Origin of the sequence: Aquitalea sp. ASV11, from assembly GCF_016429185.1 — a bacterium.
GTDB classification, from domain to species: Bacteria; Pseudomonadota; Gammaproteobacteria; order Burkholderiales; family Chromobacteriaceae; genus Aquitalea; species Aquitalea pelogenes.
Genome location: NZ_JAELUD010000007.1, coordinates 82,800 through 100,850 on the forward strand (window position 1 = coordinate 82,800; position 18,051 = coordinate 100,850).

Sequence of the window (18,051 nt, forward strand, 5' to 3'; positions counted from 1 at the left end):
AAAAAATTCTCAAAACGTACCGACTGGTTGCTTTTATGCAACAAAACGGACGCAAGACAGCAATACGGAGAGACTGACATGCTGTTGCAACTGGAAAACCTGCCTGCACAAGGCAGTGAATTTGATGTGGTGGTGATCGGTGCCGGCGGTGCCGGGCTGGCTGCCGCACTGTTTGCCGGCCTTGCCGGACAGAAAGTGCTGCTGGTGGAACACAGCGAATACGTGGGCGGCACCACCGCCCTGTCTGGTGGCACCACCTGGATACCCGGCACCCTGCACAGCGCGCGGGTGAATCCGCAAGACACCCTGGCCGAAGCAGCGCGCTATCTGGACAAGGCCATTGGCGAACGGGCCGACCCGGCACTGCGCCAGGCCTTCCTGCAAGCCGGCCCGGCCGTGGTAGCCGCGCTGGAAGCAGCCACCGAGGTGAAATTCCGCCCCTACCCCAAACACCCGGACTACATTTCCGACCTGCCCGGCTCCACCCTCAATGGCCGTGCGCTGGAACCCTTGCCCTTTGATGGCCGTCTCTTGGGCGAGCTGTTTGCCGTACTGCGCCCGCCCATCCCCGAATTCACCGTGCTGGGCGGCATGATGGTGGACCGCACCGATATCAACCACCTGCTTAAGCTCAAGTCCTCGCTGCCTTCGTTCAGGCACTCGCTCAAGTTGCTGCTGCGCCATGCCAGCGACCGCCTGTCCTACCCGCGCGGCACCCGGCTGGTGATGGGTAATGCATTGGTAGGCCGCCTGCTGTATTCGCTGTCGAAACTGGGCAATGTGCAGCTGGCACTGCGAACTCAGGCCAGCGACATCCGGCACGATGAGCGCGGCGTGCACGGCCTCACCCTGCGCCAGGGCAAGACCAGCCGCAGCATCAAGGTGAATCAGGGGGTGATTCTGGCCAGCGGCGGTTTCAACCGCGACCCGGAACAACGCGCCCGCCTGCTGCCGGGCATAGAGATGGACTGGTGCCCCGGCGCGCCCGGCCATACCGGTCAGGCACAGCAGCTGGCACGCGACCTTGGTGCAAAACTGGCCGAAGGCAGCCTCAGCCCGGCGTTCTGGGCACCGGTATCACTGCGCCGCCGTGCCGATGGCAGCCAGGCGGTGTTTCCGCACTTCATGCTGGACCGCGCCAAGCCCGGCATGATTACCGTCAATGCCCGTGGCGCGCGTTTTGTGAACGAAAGCACCTCCTACCACCTGTTTGGCCTGGCCATGCAGCAAGCCAATCGCAGCACGCCCAGCATTCCGGCCTACCTTGTTTGCGACGCTGCCGCCTTGCGCCAGTACGGCATCGGCATGGTGCGCCCCGGCGGCAAGAACCTGGAACCCTTCCTGGCCGATGGCTACCTGACCGCAGGCAACACACTGGCCGAGCTGGCCGGCAAGCTGGGCATGGATGCGGCCACGCTGGAGGACAGCGTGGCGCGCAACAACCGCTATGCCGCCAGCGGCGTGGACAGCGACTTCCACCGTGGTGAAACCGCCTACCAGCAAAACATGGGCGACCCCTCACGCGGTCAGCCCAACCCCAATATCGGCCCGCTCGCCGAAGCCCCGTATTACGCGGTGCGGCTGTACCCCGGCGACATCGGTGCGGCCACCGGCCTGCAAACCGACACCCAGGCGCGGGTACTGGGCCGCGACGGCCAGCCCATTGCCGGCCTGTATGCGGTGGGCAATGACATGCATTCCATCATGGGCGGGGTGTATACCGCGCCCGGCATCACCATCGGCCCGGCGCTGGTATTTGCCAGCATTGCCGCCACCCACGCCAGCCAACGCAACAGCCGCGCCCCGACGCGCGACACCGTTACCCAATAAGGAGAGCACAACATGACCCAAACCCTGCAACTGGATGGTGCCACCCGTGTACTGGCCATCGTGGGCGACCCGATCGCCCAGGTGAAATCCCCGGCTGGCGTCAGCGCCGCCCTGCAACAGCAAGGCCGCAATGCCATTCTGGTGCCCAGCCATGTCAGCCCGGCCAATCTGGATGCCTACGTCAAGGGCATCAGCCTGGCGGGCAATCTGGACGGCATCATCGTCACCGTGCCGCACAAGTTCGCCATGTATGCCCAGTGCAGCAGCAGCAGCGACCGGGCGCGCCGCCTGGGCGCGGTCAACGTGATGCGCCGCAATGCCGACGGCAGCTGGCACGGCGACATGTGTGACGGCGCCGGCTATGTAGCCGCCATGCGCGCAGCTGGCTGCCAGCCGGAAGGCAAGCGCGCGCTGCTGGTGGGTGCTGGCGGGGCGGGTTCGGCCATTGCACTGGCCCTGCTGGAAAACGGTGTCAGCGAACTGGCCATCCACGATGCCGACACCAGCCGCCGCGACCAGCTGATTACCCGGCTTGACGCCAGCTTCCCCGGCCAACTGGCCATAGGCAGCCCTGACCCCAGTGGTTTTGCCATTGCCATCAATGCCTCACCCACCGGCATGCAAGCCAGCGACCCGCTGCCGATTGATGCCGGCAAGCTGCATGGCGACATGTTTGTTGGCGACGTGATTACCGCTCCGGCAGTCACCCCGCTGATTGAAAGCGCCCGCGCACTGGGCTGCCAGACCGTGGTGGGGGGCGACATGTTTGCCGCCGTGCGTGAACTGATGCTGGACTTCCTGCTGGCGCAGGGTCCGCTGGCTAGTTGAGGTTGGCCGTGGACAAGCAAGCACAAGCCAACACCCTGCACTGCGACCTGCTGGTAGTGGGCAGCGGCGCAGGCGGGCTGGCCACCGCCGTCACCGCCGCCCGGCTGGGGCTGAAGGTGGTGCTGGCCGAGAAAGAAGCCGAGTTTGGCGGCACCACCGCCTGGTCTGGCGGCTGGCTGTGGGTGCCACGCAACCCGCTGGCCATCGCCGCCGGGATAGACGAAGACCCGGCCCTGCCGCGCCAGTACCTGCACAGCGAACTGGGAGAGGACTTCAACCCCGCACTGGCCGATGCTTACCTCACGCACGCGCCGCGCATGGTGGACTTCTTCCAGCGCCACAGCCTGCTGCGCTTCATCGACGGCAACCTGATTCCGGACTTCCACGGCCATAGTGCCGGGGCCGCCACCGGTGGCCGCTCGGTATGCGCAGCACCGTTTGATGGCCAACTGCTGGGCGCGCGTATTCACCAGCTGAAAAAGCCGCTGGACGTGATTTCGCTATGGGGCATGGGCATCGCATCCGGTGTGGAGCTGCGCCATTTTCTCAACGCCAGCCGTTCGCTCGCCTCCTTTGCCTATGTCACCCGGCGCGTGCTGGCCTACTGGCGCGACTGCCTGCTGCATGGCCGTGGCATGCGGCTGGTCAACGGCAATGCGCTGGCCGCCGCGCTGGCAGCATCGGCACTGCAAGCCGGGGTGGAACTGCGCCTGTCCAGCCCGGTTCGCCAGTTGCTGCGCGAGCAGGACAAGGTGAGCGGTGCGCTGCTGGACACGCCAGATGGTCCGCTCACCGTACATGCCAGCCATGGCGTGGTGCTGGCCTGCGGCGGCTTTCCGCACGATGTCGCCCGCAAACGCCAGCTGCTGGCCCATGCGCCCAGCGGGCAGGAACACTGGTCTGCCGCCCCGGCCAGCAATACCGGCGACGGCCTGCGGCTGGGTGAAGCCGTTGGCGGCGTGATGGGCGAGATGGCGTCCCCGATGGCGCTGGCCCCGGTATCGCTGGTACCACGCGCCGATGGCAGCACCGCCCACTTTCCGCATCTGATCGAACGCGCCAAACCGGGGCTGATAGCCGTCACCGCCAATGGCCAGCGCTTTTGCAACGAGGCTGACTCCTACCACGACTTTGTCTCCGCCCTGCTACGTACCACCCCGGCAGGTCAGCCGGTGCAAGCCTGGCTGGTGGCCGACCACCGCTTTGTCCGCCGCTACGGGCTGGGTGCAGTCAAACCCGCCCCCATGCCGCTGGGCCGCTGGCTGCGCAATGGTTATCTGCAACGTGGCAATACCTTGCAAGAGCTGGCCCGCCGTTGCGGCATAGCCCCCGTCGCCCTTGAACAGCAGGTGGTGCGCTTTAACCAGCAAGCCGCTACCGGGCAGGACAGCGACTTCGCCAAGGGCGACACCCCGTACAACCGCGTGCAAGGCGACAAGGACAATCCCTGGCCCAACCCCTGCATGGCTCCGCTGCAACACGGGCCGTACTACGCGGTGAAGCTGGTCCCCGGCAGCCTGGGCAGCTTTGCCGGGCTGACCACCAATGCCAGCGCGCAAGTGCTGGATGAACACCGCCAGCCCATCAGCGGCCTGTACGCGGTCGGCAACGACATGCACAGCATGATGGGCGGCCACTACCCCAGCGGCGGCATCACCCTGGGCCCGGCCATGACTTTCGGCTATCTGGCGGCACACCACGCCGCCGGACGCCAACCCGATTCAACCCTCTGAACATACAAGCAAGGACACACCATGTACTACGAACTCGCCACCCTCACCCTGCCCTTTGGCACCACCGCCCAGGCTGCCCAGAACGTACAGGCCTACACCAGCGATGCCGCCGCCAGCGGCGAACTGCTGGGCTGCTGGTATAGCGATATCGGCCAGCTCAACCAGCTGCTGGTTTTGCGCAGTTTTGACAGCCTGGCCGCACTGGAAGCCGAACAGCAACGCACCCGCCTGAGCGCCGACCCCTATGGCTGCGGCAGCCTCGCCACCAGCATCGACCGCCAGGCCTATCAGGCCTTCCCGTGGATGGCCCCGTTGCGCCCCAGCAGCGAAAGCGGCATAAGCGGCCCGGTATATGAAATCCGTACTTACGGCATCAAGACCGGCGGCCTGCAACACACCATGGACCTGTGGCAGGAATACCTGCCGCCACGCAGCGCCCTGTCGCCCTGCCTGGTGGCCATGTTTGCCCTGCAAGGCCCGCTGCGCTTTACCAATATCTGGGCCTATGCCAGCGTGGACGAACGCAGCCGCATCCGTGGTGAAGCGGTTGCCGCCGGCATCTGGCCGCCCAAGGGTGGCCCGGCCTGGCTCACTACCGACATGCACTCCACCATTGCCCTGCCCACCGCCGTATCGCCGCTGAAGTAAGCGGACAAAAAAGGGACACCACACGGAGTCCCTTTTTACTGGCTGACAAGTTACAGATCAGCCCTGCCCAGTCATATCAGTCATACCAGTTGCTGCGCGCATTCTGCCGCGCGCGTGACTGCGCCTGTGCCGCCAGGCGCACCGCCACATTGGCCGCACCATATTGCTGGTAACCGGCACGGCGTTGCAGCAGTTCGAAGAAGAAGCGGTCTTCAAACTGGGCGGTGTACACATGCAGCATTTCACCGCCTTGGGCATCGCGGTCGTACAGGATGTTGGCGGCGGCCAGGCTGGCGACAAATTCATCCGGCAGATCGAAGCGCGCGGCCAGGTCGTCATAGTAATTGCGTGGAATTTCCAGCAAGGGCACGCCGCTTTCCCGCGCTGCGGCCACTGCAGCAAAGATGTCGTCGGTGGCAAAGGCAATGTGCTGCACGCCGGAACCACGGTAGGTGGAAACCGAGCGGGCGATGGCGGTATTGCGGTTTTCCGAGATATTGAGCGGAATGCGGATGCTGCCATCCGGGCTGTGCAGCACCCGGCTTTTCACCAGTCCGTACGGGTCTGGCAGCACATGTTCGTTCTCGGCCTGGAAGCCATACACGGCGCGGAAGAACAGCATCCAGGCGTCCATGGTTTCGGCGGGCAGGCCAAGGGCAAAGTGGTCGATATTGGTGAGCAGGCCTTGCTTGTCTGCGGCATCCGGCAGCATGTCGAAGTCGGACTGGTAAATGCTGCTGCCATCCGTGCCCGGGTCCACCAGGTATTGCAGGCTGCCATCCGGCGCACGCACGGCCGGGATTTGACGCTCGTTGGGGCCGACGCGGCTTTCAAACGAGCGGGCGCGATACTGCTTGGCGCGTTGCAGCGCCTGGGCACTGTCATTCACCCGGAAGGCGGACGCGCACAGCGACGGGCCATGTGCCACGAAGAAGGCGTTGGCGAAGGAATCCGGCTCGGAATTGAGAATCAGGTTGATGTCACCCTGACGGTACAGGTTGACGCTCTTGGATTTGTGCTGCCCGGCATGAGCAAAGCCCAGCTTGTCGAACCAGCGCGCCAGCCGGCTGGCGGCGGCCTCGTCCACGGCGAATTCCAGAAACTCCACCCCGTCGTACTGCGGCTGCGGTGCCGGCACAAACAGCTGCGGCAGCACGGCGGCGGCACTGGGTTCCGCGCTGGCAGCCAGCTGCGCGCGGGTGCTTTCTTCCAGATACAGCAGGCCACGGCGACCATCTGCCGCAGTGCCGCCGGTGGGTGCGGCACGGAAACCGTCGTTGAAGATTTCCAGACTCAGTGGGCCTTGGTAGCCGCTTTGCAGGATGGGGCCGAGGAAAGCAGGCAGGTCGAACTCGCCCTGACCGGGGAAGCAGCGGAAATGACGGCTCCACTCCAGCACGTCCATATTGAGAATGGGCGCATCGGCCAGTTGCAGGAATACGATCTTGTCGCCCGGAATCTCCGGCAGGCGCGACAGGTCGTCCTTGATCGACAGGGTGTGGAAGCTGTCCAGAATCACGCCCAGATTGGGGTGGTCTACCGTTTTGACGATGTCCCACACCTGACGGTAGGAATTCACATGCTGGCCCCAGGCCAGTGCCTCGTAACCCACCAGCACTTCATGCCTTGCCGCCAGCTCGGCCAGCTGGTGCAGGTCGTCGGCAAGCACCGCGTTATCGCGGATCACGTCCGGCTGCACATTGCTGCACACCAGAATGCGGTCGGTACCCAGCTCGTGCATCAGCTCGAACTTGCGTTCGGCCCGTTCCAGATTGTGTTGCAGGCGGTCACGGCGGCAGCCTTCAAAGTCGCGGAAGGGCTGGAACAGCATGATCTGCAAGCCCAGCTCCTGGCACAGGCGGCGTACGTCACGTGGCGAGCCATCAAAATACAGCAGGTCGTTTTCAAAGATTTCTACGCCCTGAAAGCCGGCAGCGGCAATCGCCTCCAGTTTCTCGGGTAGGGTTCCGCTCAGAGAAACGGTGGCAATACAGTGTTGCATGGTGGTCATCCTCAATGGGGAAACTGGCGCTGGCGGCGCACCGCTCTGGGTGTGAGTCCTGGTCTGGCGATGCTGCCGGTTTACTTATTTCGTACCAACAGGTACATTTCAATCTTAGCGTGAAAATTTTCACTGCACCAGTGCGTTTCCCTGTTCCCGCCATCCCGCTCACGGCCTGCGCTGTGTGCGGGGTGCATGCCGCCCGCTGCGGCAATCAAGCAAAAAAAGACCAACACATGCCTGCATCCACATCCGCTGCCAATACGCTGTTGCTGGGCCTGATAGGCCAAAGCATCCAGGGCTCGCGCTCGCCACAGCTGCACGAAGAAGAAGCCCGCCAGCTGGGCCTGCGCTGCCTGTATCAATTACACGACCTGCCGCTGGATACTGACGCAGAGGAGCTGGACAAGCTGCTGGCCGCCATGCAGACCGTGGGCTATGCCGGCTGCAACATCACCCATCCGTTCAAGCAGACGGTGCTGGCCTGTCTGGACAGCCTGTCCGACGACGCCGCCGCCATTGGCGCGGTGAATACCGTGCAATTGCGTGAGGGCAAACGCATTGGTCACAACACCGACTGGTGGGGTTTTGCCCAGTCTTTCCAGCAACAATGGCCAGACGCCCCGCTGAACAAGGTGGTGCAATTGGGCGCAGGCGGAGCCGGAGCTGCAGTGGCACACGCCATCCTCACCCTGGGTTGCCAGCAACTGACCCTGCACGATGCCGACCCGGCTCGCGCCAGCGCACTGGCCGCCCGGCTGAACCAGCGATTTGGTGAGAATCGGGTGATGGTGGCCGAGGATGTCGCCGCCGCACTGGCGCTTGCCGACGGGCTGATCCAGGCCACGCCCATCGGCATGCAAGGCCACCCCGGCCTGCCGCTGCCGGTGGAATGGCTGCACCCGGCGCTATGGGTGGCCGACGTGATTTACTTCCCGCGCGAAACCGCGCTGCTCAAGGCCGCAAATGCGCTGGGCTGCGCTACCATGAATGGCGGCGGCATGGTGGTGTATCAGGCGGCGGGCGCATTCCGCCTGTTCAGCGGCCTGAACCCGGATGCCGAGCGCATGGCCCGGCACTTTGCCAGCCTGTGCGACTGAAGCTGACAGATTGAACCGGCAAGCCCTTGTTGAACCCGCAGCCCTTACCAGACAGGTTCCCCATGTCCGACACCCTTCCCTTTAGCAGCCGGCCCAACCCCATGGGCACGGACGGCATCGAATTTGTTGAATTTGCCACCACCGACCCGACAGCCCTTGGCCAGCTGCTGCAGGCCATGGGCTTTCGCTGTACTGCCAGGCACCGTTCCAAGCAGGTGCTGCTGTACCGTCAGGGCGACATCAACTTCATCGTCAATGCCGAGCCGGACAGCTTTGCCCAGCATTACGCCCAGCAGCGCGGCCACAGCATTTGCGCCATTGCACTGCGGGTGAAGGATGCACGCGCAGCCACCTTGCGCGCCCGCGAACTGGGGGCATGGGAAGTGGACACGGGCACCGGGGTGATGGAGTTGCACATCCCGGCCTTCCAGGGCGTGGGCGGTTCGCTGCTCTATCTGGTAGACCGCTATGGCGAGCACTCCATTTACGATGTGGACTTCCTGCCGCTGAACGCGGATAGCCAGGCTACGGATGCCGGACTGAACCGCATCAGCCTGCTGACGCAGAGCGTACCGCCCGAGCGCATTGGCGACTGGCAGGACTTCTACCAGCACCTGTTCGACTTTGCCGAATCTGCCACCGACAGCACAGCCGACAGCCGTCTGCTAGTGAGCCCCTGCGGCAAGATCCAGCTGCGCTTGCAGGCCACCGTGCTGGAGCATGGCATCAGCGAAGGCATGACCGGCGTCACCCTGGCCAGCCATGACATGGCCCTCACCCGCCAGCAGCTGCAACAACAGGGACTGAGCCTGTCCGGCCCGCAACAGCTGGTCCGGCACGCGCTGGAGCATGCCGGCTTGCTGCAATTTGCCATCAGCAACGAACAGGGGAACTGACATGGACGCCAGCCGCTTTGCCATTGATACCGCCCCCTTGCAGGGCAAGCTGCAAGACAAGCTGCAGGCCATGTCCGCCGCCGGCTTCTCCCGCCTCACGCTGTGGGCGCAGGACCTGATGAACGAACAGGAAGGCGGCCTGGCGCAAACGGTGCGCACCGTGCGCCATAGCGGCATGAAGGTGATCGGCTTCGAGGCGCTGCGCGACTTTGAAGGCATGAGCGGCCGCTTTCTGGAATACAAGATAGACCTGGCCAAAACCATGATGCGCATGATGCAGCAGGTGGGTGCCGAGCTGCTGGTGGTATCGGCCACCACCTCGCCCAATGCGGTGGGCGACCTGGAAACCACCGCCGCCCATCTGCGCCTGCTGTCCACCCTGGCCACGCCCCTGGGCATCCGCATAGGTTTCGAACCGCTGGCCTGGGGCCGCTATGTGCACGACTACCACGCGGCATGGCAGGTGGTGGAAATGGTAAACCGGCAGAACGTGGGCCTGGTGCTGGACAGCTTCCACCTGTTTGCCCGTGGCATTCCGCTGGACGACCTGTACCGCATCCCAATGCACAAGCTGTTTCTGGTGCAACTGTCCGATGCCATGAGCGACTACCTGCCGCTCTTGGAAGAAATGGTGCATATCTCGCGCCACCAGCGCTCCTTCCCCGGCGAGGGCGTGCACAGCATGGCGGTGGTGGACATGCTGGTGCGGCTGGAAATGGCCGGTTATCAGGGCAAGTACGCCTTTGAAGTGGCCAATGACGAATTCCTGACGCAAGACGCCGCCAGCGTGGCCAGCCGCGCCGCCCGTTCGGTGGACTGGCTGTGCCGCACCGTCAGCCAGCGCCTGCAGGACAGCGGCTGCTAAGCGCGGCTGACAAAACCCCCGCTCCTGCGTTGCGCCTCCCTGCCTTACTATTTGTACTGTCTGCGTCGGCGCACCTTGCCACACGGACGCTAGGCTATTTTGTTAGCCGCTCTGAGTCATTCCAGAAAGAAGTATCAACCCGGCAGCTGTGCCGCCAGCGCCTGCTGCGTCACCTGCTCCAGCCGCTGGCGCAGCCAGATGTGCAGCGGGTCGTGGCGATGGCGCTGGTGCCATACCAGATACATCGGCATGTCCGGGCAAGAGAGCGGCGGCGCACAACTGGCCAGCCCCGCCAGCAGGTTGCTGGCCAGCAGACCGGGCAAGGTGGCCAGCCGGCTACTGCCCTGCACGAAGGGCGCGATGCCGGCAAAACCGGGCAGCCAGGCGGCAATGCGCCGCTTCACTCCTTGCCCGGCCAGAAAATCATCAATATCCAGCATGCGCGGTGGCGTGTAGCCCACCGTGACATGTTCGGCCGCCAGATAGTCGTCCAGACTGGCCGGTGCCGCACGGCAGCCTGCGTCGTAAAACACCCGGTAGTGGTCGGCAAACAGCCGCTTTTGCACGATGTCGCTGCCATCCGGCGGGCGCGGGGTAATCACCAGGTCGCACTCATCGCTGCGCAGCATCTCCACCGATGGAATGCCGGAGGGCAACACCCGCAACGACACACCCGGTGCTTCGGCCTGCAACAGGTTCAACAGGCGCGGCAACAGCAAATCCCGTTGCAAATCGTTGGCGGCAATGCTGATGGTGCGCTGCAAACGGGCCGGATCAAAACTGGCGGCACTGACAAAGCGGCGCATGTCTTCCAGCAGGCTGCGCGCATGCTGGGCCAACGCCTCGGCCCTTACCGTGGGCGAAATGCCGCGGCCGGACTTCACAAACAGCGGGTCATCCACAATCAGCCGCAGCTTGTCCAGCGCATGGCTGACTGCGGACTGGGTCATGTCCAGCCGCTCTGCCGCACGGGTGACCGAGCGTTCTTCCAGCACGGTCAGCAGCAATTGCAGCAAGCGCCCGTCCAGCTGCAAATGATCGAAATTTTTCATGTATGCCATCCGGTTTACTGCGTTTATTTCCACATTATAAAAATGGACACTCGCTGACACCACGATACCAACAAGGGAGAAAGTGATGGCGGAGCAACAACGCGTGTCCATTCCGGGCACCACCCTGTTTGACGACATTCAGGCGCAGAAGGGTTATGCCCTCAACAAGATGTGCTTTTCCTTCAACGACAAGGCCAACCGCGACGCCTTCAAGGCCGACGAAGCCGCCTACTGCGCCCGCTTCGGCCTGACCGCGCCGCAACTGGCCGCGGTGCAAAGCCGCAATGTGCTGCAACTGCTGGCCGCTGGCGGCAATGTGTACTACCTGGCCAAGTTTGCCGGCATCTTCGGCCTGGATGTGCAGGACATCGGTGCCCAGCAAACCGGCATGAGCAAAGACGAATTCAAACAGAAACTCCTGAACGCGGGACAATAATCATGGCAAAAATCGTAGGCAGCATCGTTACCTCCCACGTTCCGGCCATTGGCCGCGCCATTGCCGGCAATCTGCAGAACGAACCGTACTGGAAGCCGTTTTTTGACGCCTTCCCGCCCATCCATCGCTGGCTGGACGAAGTAAAACCTGATGTCGCCGTGGTGGTGTACAACGACCATGGCCTGAATTTCTTTCTGGACAAGATGCCCACCTTCTCGGTAGGTGCCGCGCCGCAATACCACAATGCCGACGAAGGCTGGGGCATTCCCACCCTGCCGCCGTTTACCGGTGATACCGAGCTGTCCTGGCACCTCATCAACCAACTGGTGAACAAGGAATTCGACCTCACCACCTGTCAGGAAATGCTGGTAGACCATGCTTTCACCCTGCCCTTGAAACTGCTGTGGCCGCAAGAAGGTGCCTGCCCGATCAAGGTGGTGCCGGTGTGCATCAACACCGTGCAGTTCCCCATTCCGTCCGCCAGCCGCTGCTACAAGCTGGGCGAGGCCATTGGCGAAGCCATCAGCGACTGGAATTCCGACGCCCGCGTGGTGGTAATTGGCACCGGCGGCCTGTCGCACCAGCTGGATGGCGAACGCGCCGGTTTCATCAACAAGCCCTTCGACCTGCAATTCATGCAAAGCCTGGTGGACAAGCCCAAGTGGGCCACCCAGTACACGGTGGAACAACTGGTGGAGCATACCGGCTCGCAAGGCATCGAGCTGCTGATGTGGCTGGCCGCCCGCGCCACCATCAAGAGCGATGTGCGCGCGCTGCAAAACACCTACCACCTGCCGATTTCCAACACAGCAGCCGGTGTGATGCTGCTGGAGCCGGTTGCCTGAGTCACCGGGCAGTTGCAGTAAACCCACACACTGTTGTCAGCATTTCTCCTCCTTCGCTGAGCACCCGGCCTTGTGCCGGGTCTTTTTTTATCTGCCGCAGCCAGCCGCCTGTCCTGTTTTTACAGACAAAAAAAGGCCGACAGGAACACCCTGTCGGCATGGGTTCAAACCCCAGATGGAAGCAATAGTGCGGTCGTCTCCTCCCCTGCCTTCACTGGCTCAGGCAGAGACGCCAAATTCCTCGGTGTCGATTTCCTGCTGGGTGGCAGCGTTGTAGCGCGCGCCGCTTACCGTGTTTTCATTGACGATGGCATCCAGCCGGGTCAGCACTTCCATGCTCAGTTCCACCGCGTCAGCCGACAGGTTTTCCTGCAGATGCGCCACATTGCTGGTGCCCGGAATCGGAATCACCTGCTCGCTTTGCGCCAGCAGCCAGCCCATGGCCAGTTGCGCCAGAGTGAAGCCGGTTTCGGTGGCCAGGCCCTGCAATGCATCCAGCAGGCGCAGGTTGCGGCTAAAGTGTTCAGCCTGAAAACGCGGCATGGCGCGGCGGATGTCGTTGGCGGCAAAGCCGGACGGGTCGCGCACGCCACCGGCCAGGAAGCCACGGCCCAGCGGGCTGAAGGCCACCAGCGCAACTTGCTGCTCGCGGCAGGCATCCAGCAGCGCGATTTCCGGGTTGCGCGTCCACAGCGAGTATTCACTCTGTACCGCGGCAATCGGGTGCACCGCCTGGGCGCGTGCCAGCGTGGCAGCGGAAACCTCGGACAGGCCGATGCTGCGGATTTTGCCCGCGGCCACCAGGTCAGCCAGTGCGCCGACCGAATCTTCAATCGGCACTTGCCGGTCCCAGCGGTGCAGGTAGTAGAGGTCAATCACATCGGTTTGCAGACGGCGCAGGCTGTCCTCGCAGGTCTGGCGCAGGGTGTCCGGCCTGCCGTCTATCACCCGTTTGCCTTCTACCCCGGTCATGCCGCACTTGCTGGTGAGCACAATCTGCTGGCGATGAGGCTTTAATACACGACCCACCAGCTCTTCATTGGCACCAAAGCCGTACAGCGCGGCGGTATCAAACAGGGTGACGCCTGCATCCAGCGCCGCCAGCAATACCTGGCCGCCCTGCTCGGCAGACGGTGGCACGCCATAAGCGTGACTGAGATTCATGCAGCCAAGGCCGATGGCAGAAACGGTAAACGGGCCAAGCTGTCGCTGTTTCATGGAACTGTCCTTGCACTGTCTGACGGGGACCCTGCAAGAAAAAGACAAGGTCAGCCGGTTCTGGTGAACCGGACTGCCTTGTTCAGGAGGGTCGCTTACAAAGGGATTTCAAAAATGTCTTAGCCACGAGCTGCTAAAAAAAGCGAAGCAGCCTGGGGTGCAGCTTTTTGTCAGCAGCGGCTCTAAACCAGCTGCTGCTCCAGCGCATGCAGCACCTGATAGCACGGCAGAACCTGACGCAGGCTGGAATTGGGCTCGCGGCCTTCGCGGATGGCGGCAAAGAATTCGCGGTCTTGCAGCTCGATGCCGTTCATCGACACGGCCACATGCGATACGTCGATCTTCTCTTCCTTGCCGTTCACCAGATCGTCGTAGCGGGCAATGTAGGTGCCGGTGTCGCCGATGTAACGGAAGAAGGTCCCCAGCGGGCCGTCGTTGTTGAAGGACAGGCTGAGCGTGCAGATGGCACCGTTGGCCGCCTTCAGCTGGATGGACATGTCCATGGCGATGCCCAGTTGCGGGTGGATCGGCCCCTGGATGGCATTGGCCTTCACGATGGGGCTGCCAGCCTGATAGGCAAACAGGTCCACGGTGTGGGCGGCGTGGTGCCACAGCAGGTGGTCGGTCCAGCTGCGCGGCTGGCCCAGCGCGTTCATATTGGTGCGGCGGAAGAAATAGGTTTGCACATCCATCTGCTGGATGTTGAATTCGCCGGCAGTAATCTTGTTGTGCACCCACTGGTGGCTGGGGTTGAAGCGGCGGGTGTGGCCGCACATCGCCACCAGGCCGGTTTGCTGTTGCAGCGCGGCGGCGGCTTCGGCACCGGCCAGGGTGTCGGCCAGCGGAATTTCCACCTGCACGTGCTTGCCGGCCTCAAGGCAGGCGGCGGTTTGCCCGGCGTGCATCTGGGTGGGCGTACACAGGATGACAGCGTCCACTTCCTTGATGGCCAGGGTTTCGTTCAGGTCATCCGTGACATGGGCCACGCCGTATTTGTCGGCCACTTCGCGGGTTTTGGCCAGGTCGCGGCCAATCAGCGATACCACTTCCACATCGGCAATGTTCTTGATGCCGTCCAGATGCTTGATGCCGAACGCGCCTGCGCCAGCCAGTGCTACTTTGATTGTCATGACAGGGATTCCTTATTCCTTGTTTTCCAGAATGGCGTGACCCACGGCGGTATTGGAAGCCGGGACATGATAGAAACGGTGCGCCACATGCGGCAGCGGGCCGCTGCGCTCTCCGTTGTTCACGTCGGCCATCGCGCCACGTGCAATCAGCCACATCACCAGTTCGATGCCTTCACTGCCGGCTTCACGCACATAGTCGATATGCGGCACCTGGGCGCAGGCCACCGGGTCGTTGATCATCAGGTCCAGCCAGTTGTTGTCCCACTCGCGGTTGATCAGCCCGGCGCGTGCACCCTGCAGCTGGTGGCTCATGCCACCGGTGCCCCAGATGTGTACGTTCAGGTCTTCGTCAAAGCTCTCCACCGCCTTGCGGATGGCCTGACCCAGCGCAAAGCAGCGCTGACCGGAGGGCACCGGGTATTGCACCACGTTGACGGCAAACGGAATCACCGGGCAGGGCCAGGCGTCCTTCACCGGGTCCAGCTCGCCGCACATCAGCGACAGCGGCACGGTGAGGCCGTGGTCCACGTCCATCTTGTTGACGATGGTGAGGTCGAAGTCCTGCTGGATGACGCTTTGCGCAATATGGCTGGCCAGCTCGGGATGCCCTTTCACCACCGGCACCGGGCGCGCACCCCAGCCTTCATCGGCCGGTTTGTACTCGGCAGCCGTGCCAATGGCAAAGGTGGGAATCATGTCCAGGCTGAAGGCGGTGGCGTGGTCGTTGTACACCAGGAAAATCACGTCCGGCTTGTTGTCCTTCATCCATTGCTTGGAGAAGTCATAACCGGCAAACAGCGGCTGCCAGTAGTCTTCCTGCGTCTTGTGCAGGTCCATGGCCACGCCGATGGCGGGCACGTGGGAGGTGAAAACAGATGCGGTGATGCGTGCCATATCAGTTGCTTTCCTTTTTACCGGCAGCGCCTTGCGGCTGGCGGTGCGCCTGGGCGTCGCCGTCTTCGCCGATGTAGCGGTTGCCTTCTACCGAACGGCCACCAGCCACCATCATGTTGCGGTATTCCTCTTCGCTCATGCCGGTCATGGAGCCTGCCATCTGCTGGAAGCTCTTGCCGTCGGTGGCACCGATGCGCGCCAGGAAGTAGATATTGCCGCCAAGCGCCATGCAGCGGTTGAGGTCGCGCGCCATCACCGCCTGCTTCTGCTCTTCCGTCATCGGCCACTCGTCCAGATAAGCACGTTCGTCGGCCAGAAAGCGGGCGCGGTTTTCCGCCTTCATCAGGCTGGTGCAAAACTGGTTCAGCCAGTAGCCCAGGCGGCTTTGCTCGGCATCGAAAATGATGGTGCCGGGCACGTCTTTATACGGTTTGTCCAGTGCCATGCAGGCTCCTCAGCATTCTTCCGGCCAGTACAGGCGCATGGGATTGGTGACCAGCAGCTGTTGCTGCAATTGCGGCGTCGGCGCGATATGGGGAATGAAATCCACCAAGAGGCCGTCGTCCGGCATATGGTCTTTCAGATTGGGGTGCGGCCAGTCGGTGCCCCACAGCACGCGGTCGGGGAAGGTTTCCACCAGCTTGCGGGCAAACGGAATCACGTCGTGGTAAGCGTGGCGTTCGCCATTCAGCGCCTTGGGGCCGCTCACGCTCAGGCGTTCCGGGCAGCTGACCTTGGACCAGATATTGTCATGTTCGCGCATCAGTTTCACGAACAATTCAAACTGCGGCCCGTCCACCGGCAGGCTGACATCAGGCCGGCCCATGTGGTCCACCACCACAGTGGTGGGGAGATTGGTGAAGAAGTCCCACAGCTCGGGCAGGTCCTGCGCCTCGAAATACACCACGACATGCCAGCCCAGCTTGGCAATGCGGCTGGCAATTTCCATCAGCTCGTCCTTGGGGGTGAAATCCACCAGCCGCTTGACGAAGTTGAAGCGCACGCCGCGCACACCGGCTTCGTGCAGGCTTTGCAGCTCTTCATCCGTTACTGCGCGCCTGACGGTGGCCACACCACGTGCCTTGCCCTTGCTGGCGCGGCAGGCATCCACCATGGCGCGGTTGTCGGCACCGTGGCAGGTGGCCTGCACAATCACATTGCGGGCAAATCCCAGATGGTCGCGCAGGGCAAACAGATCAGCCTTGCTGGCGTCACACGGGGTGTATTTGCGTTCCGGCGCATAGGGGAATTCCGCCCCCGGGCCGAATACGTGACAGTGGGCATCCACCGCGCCGGCCGGCAGGGTGAAGGCCGGTTTGGCCGGGCCGTCAAACCAGTCCAGCCAGCCTGCGGTCTTGCTGAAGTCGCCACTCACGGGTTTAGTCATGCTGTCGTCCTCAGTCGATATAACGCAGGCCAGCCTTGGCCAGCGGCTCGCGCATTGCGTACATGTCCAGGCCCAGCACACCGGAAGCCAGCTTGGCGCGTTTTTCGCCTTCGAACGATTCGCGCTTTTGCGCCGCCGCCAGGGTTTCCACTGCACGGGCGGCCGGTACACACACCACGCCGTCGTCGTCCGCCACGATGACATCGCCCGGATGCACCAGCATGCCGGCACACACTACCGGGATATTGACCGAGCCCAGCGTGGCCTTGATGGTGCCCTTGCTGCTGATGGCGCGGCTCCACACCGGGAAGTCCATTTCCTGCAGGGTTTTGACGTCGCGCACTCCGGCATCGATGATCAGCGCCCGCGCGCCGCGTGCCTGGAAGCTGGTGGCCAGCAGGTCGCCAAAGTAGCCGTCGGTGCATTCCGAGGTGACCCCTGCCACCACGATGTCACCCGGCTGAATTTGCTCTGCCGCCACGTGCAGCATCCAGTTGTCGCCCGGTTGCAGCAGCACGGTGACGGCGGTGCCGGACACCTGCTTGCCCGGGTAGATGGGGCGCATATAGGGCTTGAGCAGCCCGACGCGGCCCATGGCTTCGTGCACGGTGGCCGAGCCCAGCGCTGCCAGTGCATCGGCGGCGGCGCGGTCGGCGCGGGTGATGTTGCGGTATACCACTCCGAGTTCGTACATGGTGTTGTCTTTCCTGTTCTGTTTTATCCATCGCGCGGCGCATGGCGCACGTGAGATGCGGTCAAATCCGCAAAAGCCCTGGGTCAAGGCGCGCCGCCGCAGACAGTACATGTGGTACGGCAAGGCGGCGCAACGCAGGAGCAGAGCTTTTGCCAGCCTTACAGGCCGCGGGCTTTCAAAGCGGCATCCAGTCGCGGATACACCCGGCGGGCATTGCCTTCGAAGATTTGCTGCCGTTCGGCATCCGTCAGTGCGGCTGCTTCGATGTAGCGCTTGGTGTCGTCGTAGTAGTGGCCGGTTTCCGGGTCGATGCCGCGTACCGCGCCAATCATTTCGCTGGCAAACAGCACGTTGTCCACCGGGATAACCTTGGTCAGCAGGTCGATGCCCGGCTGGTGGTAGACGCAGGTGTCAAAGAAGATGTTGTTGAGCAGGTGGTCCTTGAGCAGCGGCTTTTTCATTTCCTGCGCCAGCCCACGGAAGCGGCCCCAGT

At 63.0% G+C, this 18,051-nt stretch carries 18 protein-coding genes; 9 read left to right on the forward strand and 9 right to left on the reverse strand.

The window, feature by feature from the left end:
- Nucleotides 1-78: 78 nt before the first annotated feature.
- From JHD62_RS04310 to JHD62_RS04325, 4 genes are read left to right on the forward strand one after another with little or no spacing between them, the layout of a single operon-like run.
- A complete protein-coding gene (locus JHD62_RS04310; RefSeq protein WP_199101913.1) occupies nucleotides 79-1,830 on the forward strand; it encodes an FAD-dependent oxidoreductase in 1,752 nt (583 codons plus the stop codon).
- A gap of 12 nt (nucleotides 1,831-1,842) precedes the next feature.
- Nucleotides 1,843-2,658 carry a shikimate dehydrogenase gene (locus tag JHD62_RS04315; RefSeq protein ID WP_199101914.1) on the forward strand — a complete coding sequence of 272 codons (816 nt, stop codon included), beginning with the start codon at nucleotides 1,843-1,845 and terminating at the stop codon, nucleotides 2,656-2,658.
- Nucleotides 2,659-2,666: 8 nt separating this feature from the next.
- Nucleotides 2,667-4,391, forward strand: coding sequence for an FAD-dependent oxidoreductase (locus JHD62_RS04320; RefSeq protein WP_199101915.1), 1,725 nt, complete (start codon nucleotides 2,667-2,669; stop codon nucleotides 4,389-4,391).
- A 21-nt stretch (nucleotides 4,392-4,412) separates the two neighbouring features.
- On the forward strand, nucleotides 4,413-5,039 hold the full coding sequence (locus tag JHD62_RS04325; protein ID WP_199101916.1) for an NIPSNAP family protein: 627 nt from the start codon (nucleotides 4,413-4,415) through the stop codon (nucleotides 5,037-5,039).
- 76 nt (nucleotides 5,040-5,115) lie between these two features.
- On the opposite strand, the gene JHD62_RS04330 is transcribed toward JHD62_RS04325, so the two are convergent.
- Nucleotides 5,116-7,041 carry a bifunctional sugar phosphate isomerase/epimerase/4-hydroxyphenylpyruvate dioxygenase family protein gene (locus JHD62_RS04330; protein ID WP_199101917.1) on the reverse strand — a complete coding sequence of 642 codons (1,926 nt, stop codon included), beginning with the start codon at nucleotides 7,039-7,041 and terminating at the stop codon, nucleotides 5,116-5,118.
- A gap of 236 nt (nucleotides 7,042-7,277) precedes the next feature.
- Here JHD62_RS04330 and JHD62_RS04335 point away from each other — a divergent pair, with 236 nt between their 5' ends.
- From JHD62_RS04335 to JHD62_RS04345, 3 genes are all read left to right on the forward strand, one after another.
- Entirely contained in the window at nucleotides 7,278-8,141 is an 864-nt protein-coding gene (locus tag JHD62_RS04335) for a shikimate dehydrogenase (protein WP_199101918.1), read from the forward strand.
- 62 nt (nucleotides 8,142-8,203) lie between these two features.
- A complete protein-coding gene (locus JHD62_RS04340) occupies nucleotides 8,204-9,037 on the forward strand; it encodes a 4-hydroxyphenylpyruvate dioxygenase family protein (protein WP_199101919.1) in 834 nt (277 codons plus the stop codon).
- Between the two features lies 1 nt (nucleotide 9,038).
- Nucleotides 9,039-9,902 (forward strand): sugar phosphate isomerase/epimerase, encoded by an 864-nt coding sequence (locus JHD62_RS04345; protein WP_199101920.1) that lies wholly within the window; start codon nucleotides 9,039-9,041, stop codon nucleotides 9,900-9,902.
- Nucleotides 9,903-10,036: 134 nt separating this feature from the next.
- Here the strand turns inward: JHD62_RS04345 and JHD62_RS04350 are convergent, their stop codons facing one another.
- A complete protein-coding gene (locus tag JHD62_RS04350; RefSeq protein WP_199101921.1) occupies nucleotides 10,037-10,954 on the reverse strand; it encodes a LysR family transcriptional regulator in 918 nt (305 codons plus the stop codon).
- A gap of 85 nt (nucleotides 10,955-11,039) precedes the next feature.
- Here JHD62_RS04350 and JHD62_RS04355 point away from each other — a divergent pair, with 85 nt between their 5' ends.
- Both JHD62_RS04355 and JHD62_RS04360 read left to right on the forward strand, forming a co-directional pair.
- A complete protein-coding gene (locus JHD62_RS04355; RefSeq protein WP_199101922.1) occupies nucleotides 11,040-11,390 on the forward strand; it encodes a protocatechuate 4,5-dioxygenase subunit alpha in 351 nt (116 codons plus the stop codon).
- 2 nt (nucleotides 11,391-11,392) lie between these two features.
- A complete protein-coding gene (locus JHD62_RS04360; protein WP_199101923.1) occupies nucleotides 11,393-12,235 on the forward strand; it encodes a class III extradiol dioxygenase family protein in 843 nt (280 codons plus the stop codon).
- A gap of 219 nt (nucleotides 12,236-12,454) precedes the next feature.
- Here JHD62_RS04360 and JHD62_RS04365 read toward each other — a convergent pair whose 3' ends face one another.
- From JHD62_RS04365 to JHD62_RS04395, 7 genes are all read right to left on the reverse strand, one after another.
- Nucleotides 12,455-13,453 (reverse strand): aldo/keto reductase, encoded by a 999-nt coding sequence (locus JHD62_RS04365; RefSeq protein ID WP_199101924.1) that lies wholly within the window; start codon nucleotides 13,451-13,453, stop codon nucleotides 12,455-12,457.
- A 182-nt stretch (nucleotides 13,454-13,635) separates the two neighbouring features.
- Nucleotides 13,636-14,583 carry a Gfo/Idh/MocA family oxidoreductase gene (locus tag JHD62_RS04370; protein WP_199101925.1) on the reverse strand — a complete coding sequence of 316 codons (948 nt, stop codon included), beginning with the start codon at nucleotides 14,581-14,583 and terminating at the stop codon, nucleotides 13,636-13,638.
- Between the two features lie 12 nt (nucleotides 14,584-14,595).
- Nucleotides 14,596-15,477 carry a class III extradiol dioxygenase subunit beta gene (locus JHD62_RS04375; RefSeq protein ID WP_199101926.1) on the reverse strand — a complete coding sequence of 294 codons (882 nt, stop codon included), beginning with the start codon at nucleotides 15,475-15,477 and terminating at the stop codon, nucleotides 14,596-14,598.
- A gap of 1 nt (nucleotide 15,478) precedes the next feature.
- Nucleotides 15,479-15,922, reverse strand: a complete 444-nt coding sequence (gene ligA, locus JHD62_RS04380; RefSeq protein ID WP_199101927.1) for a protocatechuate 4,5-dioxygenase subunit alpha — start codon at nucleotides 15,920-15,922, stop codon at nucleotides 15,479-15,481.
- Nucleotides 15,923-15,931: 9 nt separating this feature from the next.
- On the reverse strand, nucleotides 15,932-16,864 hold the full coding sequence (locus tag JHD62_RS04385; protein WP_199101928.1) for an amidohydrolase family protein: 933 nt from the start codon (nucleotides 16,862-16,864) through the stop codon (nucleotides 15,932-15,934).
- A gap of 10 nt (nucleotides 16,865-16,874) precedes the next feature.
- Nucleotides 16,875-17,558 carry a 4-carboxy-4-hydroxy-2-oxoadipate aldolase/oxaloacetate decarboxylase gene (gene ligK / locus JHD62_RS04390; protein ID WP_131360454.1) on the reverse strand — a complete coding sequence of 228 codons (684 nt, stop codon included), beginning with the start codon at nucleotides 17,556-17,558 and terminating at the stop codon, nucleotides 16,875-16,877.
- Between the two features lie 158 nt (nucleotides 17,559-17,716).
- Nucleotides 17,717-18,051, reverse strand: a 335-nt coding sequence (locus JHD62_RS04395; protein WP_199101929.1) for an amidohydrolase family protein, incomplete at its 5' end; no start/stop codon positions are given.

Bases quoted from the DNA above. Each gene is read 5' to 3' on its own strand.
- JHD62_RS04365 (WP_199101924.1), bottom strand. From the start codon at position 13,453: ATGAAACAGCGACAGCTTGGCCCGTTTACCGTTTCTGCCATCGGCCTT.
- JHD62_RS04330 (WP_199101917.1), bottom strand. From the start codon at position 7,041: ATGCAACACTGTATTGCCACCGTTTCTCTGAGCGGAACCCTACCCGAG.
- JHD62_RS04370 (WP_199101925.1), bottom strand. From the start codon at position 14,583: ATGACAATCAAAGTAGCACTGGCTGGCGCAGGCGCGTTCGGCATCAAG.
- JHD62_RS04355 (WP_199101922.1), top strand. From the start codon at position 11,040: ATGGCGGAGCAACAACGCGTGTCCATTCCGGGCACCACCCTGTTTGAC.
- JHD62_RS04345 (WP_199101920.1), top strand. From the start codon at position 9,039: ATGGACGCCAGCCGCTTTGCCATTGATACCGCCCCCTTGCAGGGCAAG.
- JHD62_RS04360 (WP_199101923.1), top strand. From the start codon at position 11,393: ATGGCAAAAATCGTAGGCAGCATCGTTACCTCCCACGTTCCGGCCATT.
- JHD62_RS04310 (WP_199101913.1), top strand. From the start codon at position 79: ATGCTGTTGCAACTGGAAAACCTGCCTGCACAAGGCAGTGAATTTGAT.
- JHD62_RS04340 (WP_199101919.1), top strand. From the start codon at position 8,204: ATGTCCGACACCCTTCCCTTTAGCAGCCGGCCCAACCCCATGGGCACG.
- JHD62_RS04385 (WP_199101928.1), bottom strand. From the start codon at position 16,864: ATGACTAAACCCGTGAGTGGCGACTTCAGCAAGACCGCAGGCTGGCTG.
- JHD62_RS04375 (WP_199101926.1), bottom strand. From the start codon at position 15,477: ATGGCACGCATCACCGCATCTGTTTTCACCTCCCACGTGCCCGCCATC.
- JHD62_RS04350 (WP_199101921.1), bottom strand. From the start codon at position 10,954: ATGAAAAATTTCGATCATTTGCAGCTGGACGGGCGCTTGCTGCAATTG.
- JHD62_RS04315 (WP_199101914.1), top strand. From the start codon at position 1,843: ATGACCCAAACCCTGCAACTGGATGGTGCCACCCGTGTACTGGCCATC.
- ligA (WP_199101927.1), bottom strand. From the start codon at position 15,922: ATGGCACTGGACAAACCGTATAAAGACGTGCCCGGCACCATCATTTTC.
- JHD62_RS04335 (WP_199101918.1), top strand. From the start codon at position 7,278: ATGCCTGCATCCACATCCGCTGCCAATACGCTGTTGCTGGGCCTGATA.
- ligK (WP_131360454.1), bottom strand. From the start codon at position 17,558: ATGTACGAACTCGGAGTGGTATACCGCAACATCACCCGCGCCGACCGC.
- JHD62_RS04325 (WP_199101916.1), top strand. From the start codon at position 4,413: ATGTACTACGAACTCGCCACCCTCACCCTGCCCTTTGGCACCACCGCC.